The sequence below is a fragment of the Lysobacter arseniciresistens ZS79 genome, assembly GCF_000768335.1.
GTDB lineage: Bacteria > Pseudomonadota > Gammaproteobacteria > Xanthomonadales > Xanthomonadaceae > Novilysobacter > Novilysobacter arseniciresistens.
Map to the genome: position 1 here is coordinate 103417 of NZ_AVPT01000001.1, position 16483 is coordinate 119899.

Genomic DNA, 16483 nt, shown 5'->3' on the forward strand with positions numbered 1-16483 from the left:
CCTGTGTCTAGACTTCGCTCGGCTCCAGCTCACGCAGCTTGCCGTCGTGCAGTTCCAGCACGCGGTCGAGGCGCCGCGCAAGCCGGCGGTCATGGGTCACCAGCACCAGGCTGGTGTGCTGCTCGCGGTTGAGCCCGAGCATCAGGTCGAACACCGTCGCCGCGGTCTTCTCGTCGAGGTTGCCGGTGGGCTCGTCGCCCAGCACGCAGGCCGGATGGTTGACCAGCGCCCGCGCCACGGCCGCCCGCTGGCGTTCCCCGCCGGACAGCTCGCCGGGCTTGTGGCCGAGCCGGTGCCCCAGTCCGACCGCCTCCAGCAGCTCGCGCGCCCGCGCCTGCGCATCCGCCACGCCGGTACCGTTGAGCAGCACCGGCAGCATCACGTTCTCGACCGCGGTGAACTCGGGCAGCAGGTGGTGGAACTGGTAGATGAAACCCAGCGACTTGTTGCGCAGTGCGCCGCGCGCGGTGTCGGACAGCGCGCTCATCTTCTGCCCGGCGACGAACACCTCGCCCGTGGTCGGCGTGTCGAGCCCACCAAGCAGATGCAGCAACGTGCTCTTGCCGGCACCCGACGCCCCGAGGATCGCGACCGTCTCGCCCTTGCGCACATCCAGATGCAGGCCATCGAACACCGGCGTGCGCAGCTTGCCCTCGGCGTACACCATGCCCAGCGCGTCGCAGCTGAGCACCGTCTCGCGTGCCGTCAACGGTTCACTCATAGCGCAGCGCCTCCGCCGGCGGCGTGCGGGCCGCCCGCCAGGCCGGGTAGATCGTGGCCACCAGCGCCATCAGCAGCGCGACCGCGGCGATCGCGGTGACGTCGCTGCCTTTCAGCTCGGTCGGCAGTCCGGTGATGTAGTAGACGTCCTCGGGCAGCAGGGTCATGCCGAAGACTTTCTCGATCGCGAACAGGATCGATTCCAGATTGAGCGTCAGCAGGATGCCGCCGACCACGCCGAGGATCGTGCCGATCACGCCGATCAGGCTGCCCTGCACCACGAATACCGTCATCACTCCACGCGGGCTGAGGCCCAGTGTCCGCAGGATCGCGATGTCGGCCTGTTTGTCGGTCACCAGCATCACCTGCGACGACACCAGGTTGAAGGCGCCCATCGCGATGATCAGCGACAGCAGGATCGCCATCATCGTCTTCTCCATCCGCAGCGCCCGGAACATGTTGGCGTTGTCGGTGGTCCAGTCGCTGACCTGGTACGGGCCGCCGAGCTCGACCGCAAGGTCGCGCGCGACGTTCCAGGCGAGGTTCATGTCGTGCAGCTTCAGCCGAACGCCGGTCACGCCGTCGCCCATCCGCAGCACCCGCTGCAGGTCGTCCATGTGGACGAAGGCCATGCTGCGGTCGTATTCGTTGTAGCCGACCTCGAAGATGCCGCTGACGACGAATCGCTTGAACTGCGGCAGTGCACCGATCGGCGAGCCGCGGGCGTCGGCCAGCATCATCACCACGTCGTCGCCGACGCCGACGCCGAGCCACGCCGCCAGCTCGCGGCCGAGGATGATGTTGAACGCGCCGGGCTCGAGCGATTCCAGCTCGCCCTGCACCATCTTCTCGCCCAGTACCGACACGCTGCGCTCGTCCGCCGGGATCACCCCGCGCACGAACGCCGGCTGCTGCCGCGCGCCGTTGAGCAGGGCTTCCTTCTCGACGTAGGGCGCGGCACCGGCGACGCGCTTGTCGGCCAGTGCCAGGTCGACCGCACGCTGCCAGTCACTGATCGGCTCGCCGTAGGCGCTGACGGTGGCGTGGGCGGCCATCTGCAGCATGCGGTCGCGGATCTCGCGCTGGAAACCGGTCATCACCGCCAGAGTGGTGATCAGCGCCGCCACGCCCAGCGCGATGCCGAGGATGGATGCCAGCGAGATGAAGGAGATAAAGCCATTGCGGCGCTTGGCGCGCAGGTAGCGCAGGCCGATGGCAACGGGGATGGGTTTGAACATAGCCCGGTATGGTGCCATCTAAAGCGCTGCACGCGGGGCTGTTTCGACCGGCAATGCCAGCCGGAGTTCACGCCGGCGGTGCCGTGGCAGCGTGTCGGGCCACCACACCCGCCGCTGGGTGCGCCCCTCCGAGTCGATCCAGCGGGCGAAGGCGAGCGTCCCGCGCCAGTCGACGCGGAATGCGGATACGACAACTCCGTCGACCCGTACCTGGCCGTCGGTCGGGATCACGAAGCAGGTCTTCGGCCGCCGCGACTCCCGCCACGCGAGCGCCGCGCCCCAGCCGACCGCGAACAGTGCCAGCGGGCGGGCGAAGGTCGGGCGAAGGTCGGAAGCGATCAGCGAAAGCGCTGCCAGCACACCCATCAGCACGAGGGCGGCAACCAGCCAACGCGAAGGCCGCCACGCGAACGCGGCGGCGGCGGTCGGAACCTCAGTGTGCAGGCAGCGAGCGGATGCGCCCGACAAGTTCGGCAAGCTCGGCATCGGTCGGCGTGTCATGCCCCATGAACCAGCGCCAGAGCTTATCGTCCTCGCAGTCCAGCAGCCGTAGGAAAACTCCGCGCTGGGCGTCGGAATCCTGCCGCCACGCGCGGTCAAGATAACGCTCGAACAGCCGGTCGAGTTCGCGCATGCCGCGCCGTGATTTCCAGCGCAGCCGGCGCAGCTCGACCTCGTCCGCGTGCTCCGCCATCGGTCAGAGTGCGCGGCGTTCCAGCATCAGCTTCTTGATCTCGCCGATCGCCTTTGCCGGGTTCAGGCCCTTCGGGCAGGTCCGCGCACAGTTCATGATGGTGTGGCAGCGGTACAGCTTGAACGGGTCCTCGAGGTCGTCCAGGCGCGAACCGGTGTCCTCGTCGCGGCTGTCCACGATCCAGCGGTAGGCCTGCAGCAGGATCGCCGGGCCGAGGTAGCGGTCGCCGTTCCACCAGTAGCTCGGGCAGCTGGTCGAGCAGCATGCGCACAGGATGCACTCGTACAGGCCGTCGAGCTTCTTGCGGTCCTCCGGCGACTGCAGCCGCTCGCGGTCCGACGGCGCCGGGCTCTGCGTGCGCAGCCACGGCTTGATCGACGCGTACTGTGCGTAGAAGTGGGTCAGGTCGGGCACCAGGTCCTTGACCACCTCCATGTGCGGCAGCGGGTAGATCGGCACGTCGGCCTTGCCGCAGTCGCCGATCGCCTTGGTGCAGGCCAGCGTGTTGGTGCCGTCGATGTTCATCGCGCACGAACCGCAGATGCCCTCGCGGCAGGACCGGCGGAAGGTCAGCGTCGGGTCGATCTCGTTCTTGATCTTGATCAGCGCGTCCAGGACCATCGGGCCGCACTTGTCGAGGTCGACCTCGTAGGTGTCGACCCGCGGGTTCATGCCGTCTTCCGGATTCCAGCGGTAGACCTTGAAGGTGCGCGTGTTCTTCGCGCCTTCGGCCGGCCAGTGGCGGCCCTTCTGGATCTGCGAGTTCTTGGGGAGTGCGAATTCGGCCATTTCGGTTTCCTGCCTACCGGATCAGTACACGCGCTTCTTCGGCGGGATCACGTCGACATCGCTGGTCAGCGTGTGCATGTGGACCGGGCGGTAGTCGATCCTGGTCGTGCCGTCCTCGCTGACCGAGCACAGGGTGTGCTTGAGCCAGTTGACGTCGTCGCGCTCCGGGTAGTCCTCGCGCGCGTGGGCGCCGCGCGACTCGGTGCGGTTGGCCGCCGACACGATCGTGCCGAGCGCCTGCCCGAGCAGGTTGGACAGCTCGTAGGTCTCGACCAGGTCGGAGTTCCAGATCAGCGAGCGGTCGGACACCTTGACGTCGGCGAACGAGGCGTGGATCTCGCGGATCTTCGCCACGCCCTCCTCGAGCGTCTCGCCGGTGCGGAACACCGCGGCGTCGGCCTGCATGGTGCGCTGCATGCGGTCGCGGATGACCGCGGTCGAGGTGCCGCCGTTGGCGTTGCGCAGGCGGTCGAGCCGGGCCAGCGCCTCGTCGCAGGCGTCGCCTGCCAGCTTCGGCTGCGGGCCGTTCGGGGTGATGGTCTCGGCGCAGCGGTTGGCGACCGCGCGGCCGAACACCACCAGGTCGAGGAGCGAGTTGGAACCCAGACGGTTGGCGCCGTGCACCGACACGCAGGCGGCCTCGCCGATCGCGTACAGGCCCGGCACCACCGCGTCGGGGTCGCCGTCGCGCAGCTGCACGACTTCCCCGTGGTAGTTGGTCGGGATGCCGCCCATGTTGTAGTGGACGGTCGGGATGACCGGGATCGGCTGCTTCTCGACGTCGACGTTGGCGAAGATGCGCGCCGACTCGGCGATGCCGGGGAGCTTCTCGTGGATGACCTCCGGGCCGAGATGGGTCAGGTCGAGCAGGATGTGGTCCTTGTGCTCGCCGACGCCGCGGCCTTCGCGGATCTCCATCGTCATGGAGCGGCTGACCATGTCGCGCGGGGCGAGGTCCTTGACGCTCGGCGCGTAGCGCTCCATGAAGCGCTCACCGTTGGCGTTGCGCAGGATGCCGCCCTCGCCTCGCACGCCCTCGGTGATCAGGCAGCCAGCGCCATAGATACCGGTCGGGTGGAACTGCACGAACTCCATGTCCTGCAGCGACAGCCCGGCGCGCAGCACCATGCCGCCACCGTCGCCGGTGCAGGTGTGGGCTGACGTCGCCGAGAAGTACGCGCGGCCGTAGCCACCGGTTGCCAGCACCGTGCCCTGGGCGCGGAACAGGTGCAGCTTGCCGGTCTCCAGCTCCAGCGCGAGCACGCCGCGGCAGGCGCCGCTGGCGTCCATGATCAGGTCGAGCGCGAAGTACTCGACGAAGAACTGGGCGTCGTGCGCGAGCGACTGCTGGTACAGCGTGTGCAGGATCGCGTGGCCGGTGCGGTCGGCCGCGGCGCAGGTGCGCTGCGCCGGCGGGCCTTCGCCGTAGCGCGTGGTCATGCCGCCGAACGGACGCTGGTAGATGTGACCGGACTCGGTGCGCGAGAACGGCACGCCCTGGTGCTCGAGCTCGATGATGGCCGGGATGGCCTCCTTGCACATGTACTCGATCGCGTCCTGGTCGCCCAGCCAGTCCGAACCCTTGACGGTGTCGAAGAAGTGGTAGCGCCAGTCGTCCTCGCCCATGTTGCCCAGCGCCGCGGCCACGCCGCCCTGTGCCGCCACGGTGTGCGAGCGGGTCGGGAAGACCTTGGTGATGCAGGCCGTCTTGAGGCCCTTCTGGGCCAGGCCGAAGGTGGCACGCAGGCCCGCGCCGCCGGCGCCGACCACGAGCATGTCGAAGGTGTGTTCCTGGATCTGGTATGCAGCAGGCATTGCGGATCAGCCCCCGAGCGCGATGCGGATGACGGCGAGCACGCTGGCGATTGCCGCGAGTACGCAGACGAAGATGACCGCGAGCTGCGACGCCGCCGCAAGCCCCGGAGTGTGGACGTAGTCCTCGATGATCACCTGCAGGCCGAGCTTGGCGTGCCAGAACGAGGCCACCAGGAACGCCACCAGCAGGGTCGCGTTCCACGGCCGGGCCACGGTCGCGCGGACGGTGGCGTAGTCGTCGCCGGCCAGCGACAGCACCAGCCAGACCACGTAGATCGAGAGGAACACCAGTGCGACCGCGGTGATGCGCTGGAGGATGAAGTGGTGGGTACCGTCCTTGGCCGAGCCGAGGCCGCGTGCGCGCTTGAGCGGATGGCGCAGGTCCGGCGCGTGCCGGCCGGAATTGTCGATGCTCATGCGTTCCCCCACTGGGTCATGGCCAGCAGCCAGATGATGGCGGTGAGCACCAGGCTGCCGAAGATCGAGATCCAGCTGTTGAGCACGAAGCTGCGGATCTCGTAGGCGTAACCGGCGTCCTGCACGAGGTGGCGGATGCCGTTGATCAGGTGGTAGGCCAGCGCCCAACTCCAGCCGAACATCACCAGGAAGCCCAGCGGCGAGCGGATGCACTCACCGAAGTCGGCCCATTGCGCGGGGCCGGCGGCCAGCGCCAGCACGCCCCACACGACCAGCAGGCTGCCCAGTGCCAGCACGATGCCGGTGCCGCGGTGGATGATCGAAGTGACCATCTGCACCTGCCACGAATAGACCTGGAGGTGCGGTGAGAGTGGCCGCGCCCGGGGGCGGTCGCTGACGCGTTGCTGGTTGGCCATGCGAGGCTGTCTCGGCTGGGCGGCGGTGCCGCGTGGCAGGAGTGGAACCGTGGATGTGCGACGTGCGGTGACTGGCTAGAAGTCGATGCAGCGGCCGTTCTTTTCCCAGTCGCCGTAGCGGGTGGGCTCGGGGCCGTCGCGCCCCCCGTACTCCGTCGCCATCGTCTCGTCGGGCTTGATTGCCGGCGCCTCGGCGGGCGTTTCGGGGACGGTCGGTGAACCGGGTTCCGGAGTGGTTTGGCCTATCATCACAGCGAACAATCTTAGTTGCCGACACCCATGCATGACAAGCTTCAACCAGCGTCTGGCGCGCTTTTTGCGTTGCCCGACATGCACGTCGTCGAACTCGCCGGGCGCGATGCGGCGGCTTTCGCGCAGGCCCAGTTCATCAACGATCTCAACGGTTTGCGGCCAGGCCAATGGCACTGGAGCGGCTGGCTGACGCCGAAGGGACGCGTGGTTGCGATCTTCGCGCTGGCGAAGTGGTCCGACGAACGGGTGTGGCTGTTGTTGCCGGATCTCGACCCCGAAGCGCTTGCGGCGGAACTGCGGCGCTTCCTGTTCCGCAGCAAGGTGGTGATATCGGTACGCGGAGAGCCGGTCTCCGGTGCGTTCGCGTTGCCGGGTGTGGCGCGTGGCGGCACGTTCGCCGAACACGACGACGTGGTCGAATTCGACCTCGGTACCCCGGAGTCGCCGCGCTGCCTGCGGGTGGGCGGGACTGTCGCGGCCGACGACGGGGCGGCGGTCGCTCGCTGGCGACTGTTCGACCTCGAGCACGGGCTGCCGCGGTTGGCGGACGGGCAGTTCGGGCAATGGACGCCGCAGCAGCTCTCGCTCGAGCGGCTCCGCGGTTTCAGCGTCAAGAAGGGCTGCTATCCGGGGCAGGAGATCGTCGCGCGCACGCACTTCCTCGGCAAGGCCAAGCGCGGGCTGGTGCTGCTGGAGTCGGACGGACCGGTCGCCACCGGTGTCGACGTGCGTGCCGGGGAAGTGGCCAGCGGCAGCGTGGTCGCGGCGGCCACGTCGGACGGCCGCCACCTCGCGCTCGCGGTGATGCCGCTGGAGCGCACGGTGGCGACGCTGGAGGTGGGCGGGACGGAAGTCCGCGAGCGACCTTTTCCCGAGGGACTGGCGCGCTGACCTCGGCGTCGCGACGCCTCAGCCGGCCAGACGGCCCGCGGCGGCGACGATGTCCTCCTCGCCCGGGATGACGAGGAAGGCGGCACCCGCCAGCGGCGTGTAGGTATCGGCACCGACCACACGCTGGAACGGGCGCGCCCCGAAGCCGCCCTCGGCGATCGCCGTGATCACGCCCTCGCCCACGCCGGCGCTGTGGCGACCCTCGTCGACGATGATGATCCGCTTCGCGGTCCGCGCCTGCTCGACGATGTAGCCGGCGTTGAGCGGTACCAGCCAGCGCAGGTCGACCACGCGCGCCTTCCAGCCATGCTTCGCCTCGATCTGCCGCGCGGCGCGCAGGCTCATCGGCACGCCGTTGCCGTAGGTGAAGATCACCAGTTCGTCGCCGGTGTCGTCCTCGGGCAGGTACGCCCTGCCCGCGCCCAGCGGCATCGCCTCGCCGAGCGCCGGGTACGACGTCAACCAACCGCCGTCGCCAGCCTCGTACAGGTCCTTGGTCATGTACAGCGCGATCGGTTCGAGGAACACGCTGACGCGCCCGTCGACCTTCGACAGCGCCGTGAGCGTGCGCAGCATGGTCACCGCGTCATCGCCGCGCGACGGACAGCCGACGACGAGGCCCGGGATGTCGCGCAGCGCGGTAATCGAGTTGTCGTTGTGGAAGTGCCCGCCGAAGCCGCGCTGGTAGCCCAGTCCAGCGATGCGCACGACCATCGGGTTGGCGTACTGGTTGTTGCTGAAGAACTGCAGGCTCGCCGCCTCGCCGCGGATCTGGTCGCAGGCGTTGTGGAAGTAGGCGAGATACTGGATCTCCGGGATCGGGAGCATGCCGACGTTGGCGAAGCCCTGCGCCATGCCGAGGATCATCGTCTCGTCGAGCAGCGTGTTGAACACGCGTCGCGGCCCGAACGCCTTCTGCAGGCCCTTGGTGACGGTGTAGACGCCGCCCTTCTGCGCCACGTCCTCGCCGAACAGCAGGGTGTCGGGGTACTTGGCAAAGGTGTCGTGCAGCGCGTTGTTGATCTGGATCGCCAGGTGCCGCGGCGGCTGGTTCTCGGGCAGCTTCTCGTCGCTGCCGAAGACCTCCAGGCGGCGGCCGTTGAAGTCGGCACGCTCGGCTTCGGCATGCACGGCCTCGGGCGAGTACGGCGCAAGCGGCGCGACCACGTCGGCCAGGCGGTCGAGCTTGGGCGTGCGGTCGGCGGCCTCGGCGGCGGCGAAGCAGCGCTTGCGGGTCGCCTCGTACAGCTCCAACACCTCGTCCTTCGACATCAGCCCGGACTCCAGCGCGATCGCCGCCGAGCGCAGCAGCGGGTCGGTCGCCTCGACCGCGCAGAGCTCCTCGATCGAGCGCCATTCGATCTCGAAGTCGGTGCCGGCGTGGCCCATGATCCGGGTCGTGCGCAGGTGCAGGAAGGTGGGGCGGCGGGTGCGGCGGCAGTGCTCGACCGCACGCTGCACGTCGCCGTAGCCGGTCGCCAGGTCGAGGCCGTCGGCGTGGAAGTAGTCGAGGTCGGGGCGCTGGGCGAAGTTGCGCGCGATCCAGCCGTTCGGCGTCTTGACCGAGATGCCGATGCCGTTGTCCTCGCAGACGAACAGCACCGGCGCCGGCAGCTTCTGGTAGGCCGTCCACGCCGCGGCGTTGAACGCGGTCTGCGCGGTGGCGTGGTTGCTGGAGGCGTCGCCGAACGAGCAGATCGCGATGCTGTCGTCGGGGATCGGCAGCGCGTGGCCGAGGCGGCGGCCGGTCTCGATCGCGATCGCGGTGCCAAGTGCCTTGGGCAGGTGCGAGGCGATCGTCGAAGTCTGCGGCAGCACCCACAGCGGCTTGCTGCCCCACACCTTGTGGCGGCCGCCGCTGGCGGGGTCTTCCTTGCTGGCGGCGAACGACAGCGCCGAGTCCATCGCCGGGTCCATGCCCGGAAGCTTGCGGAAGCGCTCGGCCATGAAGCCGCCGCTGCGGTAGTGCAGGAACGCCGGATCGGTATGGCGGGTGGCACGTGCGACCATCGCGTTGCCCTCGTGGCCGCTGGAACCGATCGTGTAGAAGACCTTGTTCTGCACCCGCAGCACGCGCGCCATCAGGTCCAGGTGGCGGCTGACCAGCTGCGACTCGAACAGCTCGCGGAAGCCCTGCGCGTCGAGCGCGCTGCCCTCGAGGATCGCCTCGCCCGGCGCCGGCGCCGCATCCACCCGGCCGTCCCACCCGCGTACGAACTCACTGAAGTTGACGTCGCAGATCTCGGCGCGGTTGAGGCCGCGCATGCGGGCGGGGATCGGGTTGGCGGTGTTCGACATGGTCGGTGGCTGACTCGTTGTAGGAGCGGCTTCAGCCGCGATCCGAAAAATCGATGAGCGCCCGGGACGCCCGATCGCGGCTGAAGCCGCTTCGACAGGAAGCGACGGAGTTACAGACTGGAACGGCGCGCAAGCCACTCCTCGCGGCTCTGTCCCCAGATATCGACCGGGGAGTCCTCGTACGGCGGCGGCAGGCGGCCGGGGCCGCGGTTGACCGAACCCAGCCGCGCCGCCAGCACCTGCGAGGCGGTGTTGGCCGGCGCGATCGAATGGATCACCTCGGTCCAACCCAGAGTCTCGAACGACCAGTCGATCGCAGCGATGGCGGCTTCGCGGGCGTAGCCCTTGCCCCACGCCGAGCGCAGGAACGACCAGCCGACCTCGGTGCTCGGCCAGCCCTCGGGCTGCCACGGACCGGCCTGCCCGATCCACTGGCCGCTGGCCTTCTCGATCACCGAGAACATCGCGAAGCCCTGCACCACCCACGCACCGGGCATCTGCAGGAACTTGCGCCACGCCGCCGCGCGCGGCAGGTGGCCGCCGATATGCCGGGCAGCCTCCTCGTCGCCAAGCAGTTCGGCGAAACCGTCGAAGTCCGAACGCTGCTGCGGACGCAGGACCAGTCGTTCGGTTTCGAGCGTGGGGCCGAGGGGGTGTGCAGTCATGCCGCAGTGCTCCGCGTGGACGGGACGGGACGGGACGGGACGAATCAGAACGCGTTGATACCGGTCAGTTCGCGGCCGACCACCAGCTGGTGCACGGTCTCGGTGCCCTCGTAGGTGATCACCGATTCCAGGTTGAGCGCGTGGCGGATCGCGGCATGCTCGGTGGTGATGCCGGCGCCGCCCAGCAGGTCACGGCAGTCGCGCGCGATGTCGATCGCCATGCGGCAGTTGTTCCACTTGGCCAGCGACACCTGCGTCGGTGCCATCTTGCCGGCGTCCTTCAGGCGGCCCAGCTGCAGCGACAGCAGCTGCCCGCTCGTGATGCGGCGTGCCATGTCGGCCAGGCGCAGTTGCGCGGCCTGGTTGGCGGCCAGCGGGCGGTCGAACAGGATGCGTTCCTTGCTGTAGTTGAGCGCCTCGTCCAGGCACGCAATGGCCGCGCCGATCGGCCCCCAGGTGATGCCGTAGCGGGCCTGCGTCAGGCAGCCCAGCGGACCCTTCAGACCCTTGACGTTGGGCAAGCGGTTGGCCTCGGGCACGCGCACGTTGTCGAAGAACAGCGAGCTCGTCACCGATGCGCGCAGGCTCATCTTGTGCTTGATCTCCTGCGCCGCGAAGCCGGCCATGCCCTTCTCGACCACGAAGCTCTGGATGCCGTCGTCCGTCTGCGCCCAGACGATGGCGATGTCGGCCAGGTTGCCGTTGGTGATCCACATCTTGGCGCCGTTGATGACCCAGTCGCCGCCGTCCTTCCTGGCCACGGTCTTCATGTTGGCCGGGTCTGAACCGCCGTGCGGCTCGGTCAGGCCGAAGCAGCCGATGACCCTGCCCGCGGCCATGTCCGGCAGCCAGCGCTTCTTCTGCTCCTCGGTGCCGTACGCGAAGATCGGGTACATGCACAGCGAGGACTGCACCGACACGAAGCTGCGGATGCCGCTGTCGCCGCGCTCCAGTTCCTGGCAGATCAGGCCGTAGCTGACGGAGTTCAGCCCGCCACCGCCGTACTGCTCCGGCAGGGTCGAGCCGAGCAGGCCGAGCTCGGCGATCTCGGCGATCAGCTCGCGCGGGAACCGGCCCTGGTCGAACGCGTCGCCGATGATCGGCAGCACGCGCTCGTCGGTGAAGCGCGCCACCGTGTCCTGCACCGCCTGCTCCTCCTCGCTCAGCATGGAACGGACGTCGTACAGGTCGTAGGGGTGCAGGGCCATGGCGTGCTCGATGGTGGGAAAGCGGCCATTGTAAGGCGCGCCCATCGGCGAAGGCACGCCCGGGCCACACGCGGCACGCGCGGCCCGCAACGCAAACGGGGCCGGATCGCTCCGGCCCCGTCGGGGTGTTGCGGTGAACCGGGCCGGTCAGCCCTTGGTGGTGTCGCCGCTCGCGGCGGCGGTCTGCAGGACCACCTCGCCGTCGATCACCGGCAGGCGCTCGCCGGGCTCCTCGTCCAGGCGCACGGTCTGCTCCTGGCCGTCGTAGCGATAGGTCACGTCGTAACCGATCACCTGGTCCTGGGTGCCGAGCGAGATGCGCTCGGCCGGCTTGCTGGTGGTACGCATGGTGCCGGTGGTGCCGTCGGCATTGCGGTAGGTCACGTCGTAGCCGACCACGGTCGACGACTGCGAGGTATCGGTGACGGTGCGGCAGTTGGTCTCGACGCGCTCGACGACGCGGCCGCCGACATGGTTGCGGTCGACCCGGTTGCCGACGTAGCCACCGGCCACGGCACCGGCCGCGGTCGCGACCTTCTTGCCGTCGCCGCCGCCGATCTGGTTGCCGATCAGGCCGCCGATGACCGCGCCGGCCACGGTGCCGCCGACGTTGCCGTCGCGCTCGGGCAGGCGCTCCTGCACCACGACGTCCTCGCAGACCTCGCGCGGGGTGGAGGTGGTGCTGGTGGTGCGGACCGCCTCGCTGTCGACCACGGTGGCCAGCAGCTCACGCTTCTCGGTCACCGGCTTGACGTTGACGACGTCGGCGTACTCGATGCTTTCGATGCTGCCGTCGGCGACGAAGTCACCGCCAGCGCCAACCAGGGCCGGGTCGTTCGGATTGGCGAGCGCGTTGTCCTGCGCATCGCCCTGGAAGCTCTGGTATGCCGCGACGGCGACACCGCCTACGAGCAGCGACGCCAGGGCAACAGCGATCAGATTCTTGTTCATGGGAGAGCCTCCTGCGTGGGTCGTTCGGGACCCGTCGGTCGTGTTCGGGTGCATTCCACCACCGGTAACCTGAACGGGTTGCCAATTCTTTAACAAAAACCTGTTCGCGCGATGAACCCTGGTCGCGTGCTAGCGTGATCGACGTAGCAAATACGCTGTCCGGCCACCGTTTCGACCAGGTGATTCCATGCGCACCCTGTTGCTCGCCCCGCTGATGCGCTTCCTCGGCAAGCTGAGTTATCCGCGTCTTTTCATGGTGACCGGCGCGCTGTTCGTGCTCGACATGCTGGTGCCGGACCTGGTGCCGTTCGTCGACGAACTGCTGCTCGGCCTCGGCACGCTGCTGCTGGCCAACTGGAAGAAGCGCAGGGAACCGGGCGCGCGCCCCGCCGCCGATGCCGACGTCATCGACGGCCACTCGCGGCGACGCTGACCCCGTCCACGCAGACCGATGCTGGTCGATACCCACTGCCACCTCGACGTCGACGAGTTCGAGCCGGATCGCGCCCAGGTCATCGCCCGGGCGCGGGCGGCAGGAGTCACACGGCAGATCGTGCCGGCAATCGACGCGGCCGGCTGGCCCGGCCTGAAGGCGGTCTGCGCCGAGGACGCGGGCCTGTTCCCCGCCTTCGGATTGCACCCGGTGCTCCTCGTCTCCCACCGCGAGGAGCATCTGCGCGAACTGCGGGAATGGCTGGAGCGGGAGCGCCCGGTGGCGGTCGGCGAATGCGGACTCGACCACTTCATCGAGGGGCTGGACCCTGCCACGCAGTTGCATTACTTCGACGCCCAGCTGCGGATGGCGCGCGACTTCGACCTGCCGGTGATCGTCCACGCCCGCCGCGCCGTCGACCAGGTGCTGTCGGCCATCCGCCGCATCGGCGGGTTGCGCGGCGTCGTGCACAGTTTCTCCGGCAGCCGGCAGCAGGCCGGGCAACTGTGGGAGAACGGCTTCCTGCTGGGGCTCGGCGGGCCGGTCACCTACCCGCGCGCCAACCGGCTGCGGACGCTGGCGGCGGACATGCCGATCGAATGGCTGCTGCTGGAGACCGACGCGCCGGACCAGCCCGGGGCCTGTCATCGCGGCCAGCGCAACGAGCCGGCGCACCTCGTCGAGATACTGGAGGCCATCGCCGAACTGCGCGGCATCGCGCCCGCCGAGCTTGCCGCGGCGACGACCGCCAACGCCGAGCGCCTCTTCCGTCTCCCTACCCGGCCTGCGGCTTGAGCAGCATCTGCAACGCCCGCCCCACCATCGCGAACGCGAACGCCCCGGTGATGTGCGTCGCCGCCCCCAACCCCGCGCCACAGTCCAGTTTGAGCGCGGCGTCGGCGTCCAGCTTCGGCCGCAGCCCGCAGACACTGCCGTCGGCCTGCGGGTAGCGCACGTTCTCCAGCGAGTACACCGCCGGCACGCCGAAGTAGCGTTGCGGATTCTTCGGGAAGTTGAACTCGCCGCGCAGCTTCTTGCGGATCAGCGCCAGCATCGCGTCGTGCTCGGTGCGCGACAGGTCCCGCACCCGCACCAGGGTCGGGTCGATGCGCCCGCCGGCCGAGCCGCACACCACGAGCGGCAGCTTTCGCCGGCGGCACCACGCGATCAGTTCGACCTTGCTGCGGAAGCTGTCGCAGGCGTCCAGCACGAGGTCGAAGCCACCGCCGAGCAGCGTCTCGATGTTGGACGCCACCAGGAACGCCGGTACCGCCACCACCTCGGCCAGCGGGTTGATCGACCGGCAACGCTCGGCCATCGCATCGACCTTGGCGCGGCCGAACTGCCCCGCATGCGCCGGCAACTGCCGGTTGCTGTTGGACACGCAGATGTCGTCCGCATCGATCAGGGTCAGGTGCCCCACCCCGCTGCGCGCAAGCGCCTCGACCACCCACGAACCGACGCCGCCCATGCCGACCACCGCCACGCGGCAGCGCGACAGCCGCGCCAGCGTGCCGGCGCCGTACAGGCGGTCGATGCCGGAAAAGCGTTCCTGCAGGGCGGGGTCGAGGGCTGGCGTGGTCATCGGCGCATTGTAATCGCGCACCGCTGCGCGCCCGCCCGTGCAGGGCCTGCGTGATATATATCGCTGCGCCTTCAACCACGGAGCCAGGCATGAGCGAACCCCAGCCCACCCGCAACGACCCCAAGCACGGAAACGGCGCCAAGTACCTCGCCCTGCTGCTGCTCGGCCTGGTGATCGGCGCGGTCTGCACCGTCATGGCGATGCGCGCGATCCAGGCCCGGAGCGATCCGTTCCCCCACTCGGTGATGCACGTGCAGGGCTGGCACCTGGAGAACCTGCGCAACGCGGTCGAACAGAACCGCTGCACCGCGACCGACAGCCTGCCGCACCTGCAGGCGCTGCGGGTGATGGCCAACGACATCGAGCCGGCATTCCCGGGCCTGCGCGACGACAAGCGCTTCGTCGATGCCTCCAGCCAGCTGCGCGGCGCGCTCGACACCGCACTGGCCTCGCCCCCGGACAACTGCACCGCACTGGGCAAAACCACCGGCGCGATCGGCCAGGCGTGCAAGGCCTGCCATCAGGATTTCCGCGGCTGAGCACCCGGCGCCGCGCGGGGAACCAGCGCTGAACGGCAGCGCGCGGGTTGATCACGTATTCACGACACCCCGCCTAGCGTGGGCGCGTGGCGACACGCCACCGCCCCCATGCAGGAGACCCCGATGAACACCAAGACATTTCGACTGCTCGGCGTGGCCGCGGCCGCCTCTTTCGTGCTGGCCGGCTGCGCCACCTCCGGCTACGGCCCGGGCTACGGCAGCACCTCGCCCGGCTACGGCAGCAGCACCGCCTGCTACGACTGCGGCACCGTGACCCGCATCGAGCAGATCAGCAGCGGCAGCAACGTGCCCAACGCGACCGGCGCCGTGCTCGGTGGCCTGGTCGGCGCGGCCGCGGGCCGCGAACTGGCCGACGACGAGAGCGAGGGCCGCCGGAACACCGCCACCGTGGCGGGCGCGGTCGCCGGCGCCGTGGCCGGCAACGCGATCCAGAACCGCGTGCAGGACGCACGCTTCAACGTCCACGTCCGGATGGACGACGGCCGCACCACCGTGGTGACGCAGGACGACCTCGGCGGTATCCGGGTCGGTACCTACGTGCGCGTCTACAACGGCCGCGCCTGGGTCCGCTGATCCCGGCGCCCACGCAAAAAAGAGCCCGGCAATCGCCGGGCTCTTTCGTATCGGTGGTACCGCCCCGGCGGGCCGGGCTTACAGCGGCTCGACCGCGTCCGCCTGCAGGCCCTTCTGCCCCTGCACGACGGTGAAGGAGACCTGCTGGCCTTCCTTCAGGCTCTTGAAGCCCTGGGTCTGGATGGCGCGGAAGTGCACGAACACGTCCTCGCCGTTCTCGCGGCTGATGAAGCCGAAGCCCTTGGCGTCGTTGAACCACTTGACGGTACCGGTTTCACGGTTCGACATTTACCTGCTCCCTGGAACTTTACGGTTGAGAACCGGCGCGGGCCCCGCGCCGTCGCTGGTTGCAAGGAGAAGCAAACAGCGGAAAAAAACTACCCCGCGCCCGGGGAAAGTGCAATCGCACCGCCGCCGGCCGCATTTACTCGAACCACGATGGAAAACAGGGGAATCCCGCCTTGGACATGCAGTCCCTCTATTACACACTCGCCGCGATCCTGATCCTGGTCGGCGTGGCCGGCACCGTGCTGCCCGCCCTGCCCGGCCTGCCGCTGGTGTTCGCCGGGATGCTGCTGGCGGCCTGGGCCGGCGGGTTCGAGCAGGTCGGGGTCGGCATGCTGGTGCTGCTGGGCGCGCTCACGCTGCTGTCGCTGGGGATCGACTTCCTCGCCACCGCGATGGGCGCCAAGCGCGTCGGGGCCAGCCGGCTGGCGCTGGTGGGCGCGGTGGCCGGCACCTTCGCCGGGCTGTTCTTCGGGCCGGTGGGGCTGATCGCGGGGCCGTTCGTCGGCGCGTTGGCCGGCGAGCTGATCCACACCCGCGAGGTCGGCAGGGCGACCCGGGTCGGGGTCGGCACCTGGGTCGGCATCCTCGTCGGCACCGTGCTCAAGATCGGCCTGGCGTTCGCGATGCTGGGGCTGTTCGCGTTCGCCTGGCTGGTGTGACTGCCGGGACCGCGGAGCGACGCTTTCACGT

Annotated in this window: 21 protein-coding genes; 6 read left to right on the forward strand and 15 right to left on the reverse strand. The window is 69.1% G+C overall.

What is annotated here, in order from left to right; translation table 11 throughout:
* Positions 1-7: 7 nt before the first annotated feature.
* The 9 genes from lolD to N799_RS14525 all read right to left on the reverse strand — a co-directional run bounded on the left by lolD (position 8) and on the right by N799_RS14525 (position 6338).
* Positions 8-721 carry a lipoprotein-releasing ABC transporter ATP-binding protein LolD gene (lolD, locus tag N799_RS00480; protein WP_036206254.1) on the reverse strand — a complete coding sequence of 238 codons (714 nt, stop codon included), beginning with the start codon at positions 719-721 and terminating at the stop codon, positions 8-10.
* Positions 714-1958, reverse strand: coding sequence for a lipoprotein-releasing ABC transporter permease subunit (locus tag N799_RS00485; protein WP_036206257.1), 1245 nt, complete (start codon positions 1956-1958; stop codon positions 714-716). The genes lolD and N799_RS00485 overlap by 8 nt, the downstream gene beginning before the upstream one ends.
* 18 nt (positions 1959-1976) lie before the next feature.
* Positions 1977-2426 (reverse strand): hypothetical protein, encoded by a 450-nt coding sequence (locus N799_RS14145; protein WP_238978668.1) that lies wholly within the window; start codon positions 2424-2426, stop codon positions 1977-1979.
* On the reverse strand, positions 2392-2652 hold the full coding sequence (locus N799_RS00495; protein WP_036206260.1) for an FAD assembly factor SdhE: 261 nt from the start codon (positions 2650-2652) through the stop codon (positions 2392-2394). Before N799_RS00495 ends, N799_RS14145 begins: the two co-directional genes overlap by 35 nt.
* A 3-nt stretch (positions 2653-2655) precedes the next feature.
* Complete coding sequence (locus N799_RS00500; protein ID WP_036206263.1) at positions 2656-3441, reverse strand: succinate dehydrogenase iron-sulfur subunit; 786 nt, start codon at positions 3439-3441, stop codon at positions 2656-2658.
* Positions 3442-3462: 21 nt separating this feature from the next.
* Positions 3463-5256 (reverse strand): succinate dehydrogenase flavoprotein subunit, encoded by a 1794-nt coding sequence (gene sdhA, locus N799_RS00505; protein ID WP_036206266.1) that lies wholly within the window; start codon positions 5254-5256, stop codon positions 3463-3465.
* 6 nt (positions 5257-5262) lie between these two features.
* A complete protein-coding gene (gene sdhD, locus N799_RS00510) occupies positions 5263-5673 on the reverse strand; it encodes a succinate dehydrogenase, hydrophobic membrane anchor protein (protein ID WP_052100842.1) in 411 nt (136 codons plus the stop codon).
* Entirely contained in the window at positions 5670-6089 is a 420-nt protein-coding gene (gene sdhC / locus N799_RS00515) for a succinate dehydrogenase, cytochrome b556 subunit (RefSeq protein ID WP_036206270.1), read from the reverse strand. The genes sdhD and sdhC overlap by 4 nt, the downstream gene beginning before the upstream one ends.
* A 75-nt stretch (positions 6090-6164) precedes the next feature.
* Positions 6165-6338, reverse strand: coding sequence for a DUF1674 domain-containing protein (locus tag N799_RS14525; RefSeq protein WP_081974608.1), 174 nt, complete (start codon positions 6336-6338; stop codon positions 6165-6167).
* Positions 6339-6368: 30 nt separating this feature from the next.
* Between N799_RS14525 and ygfZ the strand changes: the two genes are divergently transcribed.
* The gene (gene ygfZ, locus N799_RS00520; protein WP_036206273.1) at positions 6369-7232 is read left to right on the forward strand and encodes a CAF17-like 4Fe-4S cluster assembly/insertion protein YgfZ; all 864 of its coding nucleotides are present in this window, start codon (positions 6369-6371) and stop codon (positions 7230-7232) included.
* A gap of 18 nt (positions 7233-7250) precedes the next feature.
* Here the strand turns inward: ygfZ and N799_RS00525 are convergent, their stop codons facing one another.
* The 4 genes from N799_RS00525 to N799_RS00540 form a co-directional block, all read right to left on the reverse strand.
* Positions 7251-9530, reverse strand: a complete 2280-nt coding sequence (locus N799_RS00525) for a thiamine pyrophosphate-dependent enzyme (protein WP_036206276.1) — start codon at positions 9528-9530, stop codon at positions 7251-7253.
* Positions 9531-9640: 110 nt separating this feature from the next.
* Positions 9641-10195: a GNAT family N-acetyltransferase gene (locus tag N799_RS00530; protein ID WP_036206279.1), complete on the reverse strand. Its 555-nt coding sequence runs from the start codon at positions 10193-10195 to the stop codon at positions 9641-9643.
* 44 nt (positions 10196-10239) lie between these two features.
* Complete coding sequence (locus N799_RS00535; protein ID WP_036206690.1) at positions 10240-11403, reverse strand: acyl-CoA dehydrogenase family protein; 1164 nt, start codon at positions 11401-11403, stop codon at positions 10240-10242.
* A gap of 147 nt (positions 11404-11550) precedes the next feature.
* On the reverse strand, positions 11551-12354 hold the full coding sequence (locus tag N799_RS00540; protein WP_036206282.1) for a glycine zipper 2TM domain-containing protein: 804 nt from the start codon (positions 12352-12354) through the stop codon (positions 11551-11553).
* Between the two features lie 187 nt (positions 12355-12541).
* On the opposite strand from N799_RS00540, the gene N799_RS00545 reads away from it, so the two are divergent.
* Positions 12542-12787, forward strand: coding sequence for a DUF6116 family protein (locus N799_RS00545; protein ID WP_036206284.1), 246 nt, complete (start codon positions 12542-12544; stop codon positions 12785-12787).
* Between the two features lie 18 nt (positions 12788-12805).
* The gene (locus N799_RS00550; RefSeq protein ID WP_036206285.1) at positions 12806-13582 is read left to right on the forward strand and encodes a TatD family hydrolase; all 777 of its coding nucleotides are present in this window, start codon (positions 12806-12808) and stop codon (positions 13580-13582) included.
* Here N799_RS00550 and N799_RS00555 read toward each other — a convergent pair.
* Positions 13563-14372, reverse strand: a complete 810-nt coding sequence (locus N799_RS00555) for a tRNA threonylcarbamoyladenosine dehydratase (RefSeq protein WP_036206693.1) — start codon at positions 14370-14372, stop codon at positions 13563-13565. The genes N799_RS00550 and N799_RS00555 overlap by 20 nt on opposite strands.
* Positions 14373-14461: 89 nt before the next feature.
* Between N799_RS00555 and N799_RS00560 the strand changes: the two genes are divergently transcribed.
* Both N799_RS00560 and N799_RS00565 read left to right on the forward strand, forming a co-directional pair.
* A complete protein-coding gene (locus N799_RS00560) occupies positions 14462-14911 on the forward strand; it encodes a cytochrome c (protein ID WP_036206286.1) in 450 nt (149 codons plus the stop codon).
* A 123-nt stretch (positions 14912-15034) separates the two neighbouring features.
* Positions 15035-15505, forward strand: a complete 471-nt coding sequence (locus N799_RS00565) for a glycine zipper 2TM domain-containing protein (RefSeq protein ID WP_036206288.1) — start codon at positions 15035-15037, stop codon at positions 15503-15505.
* A 78-nt stretch (positions 15506-15583) separates the two neighbouring features.
* Here the strand turns inward: N799_RS00565 and N799_RS00570 are convergent, their stop codons facing one another.
* Entirely contained in the window at positions 15584-15793 is a 210-nt protein-coding gene (locus N799_RS00570; protein WP_036206291.1) for a cold-shock protein, read from the reverse strand.
* Positions 15794-15966: 173 nt separating this feature from the next.
* On the opposite strand from N799_RS00570, the gene N799_RS00575 reads away from it, so the two are divergent.
* Entirely contained in the window at positions 15967-16452 is a 486-nt protein-coding gene (locus tag N799_RS00575) for a DUF456 domain-containing protein (protein WP_036206294.1), read from the forward strand.
* The last annotated feature ends 31 nt before the right edge of the window (positions 16453-16483 follow it).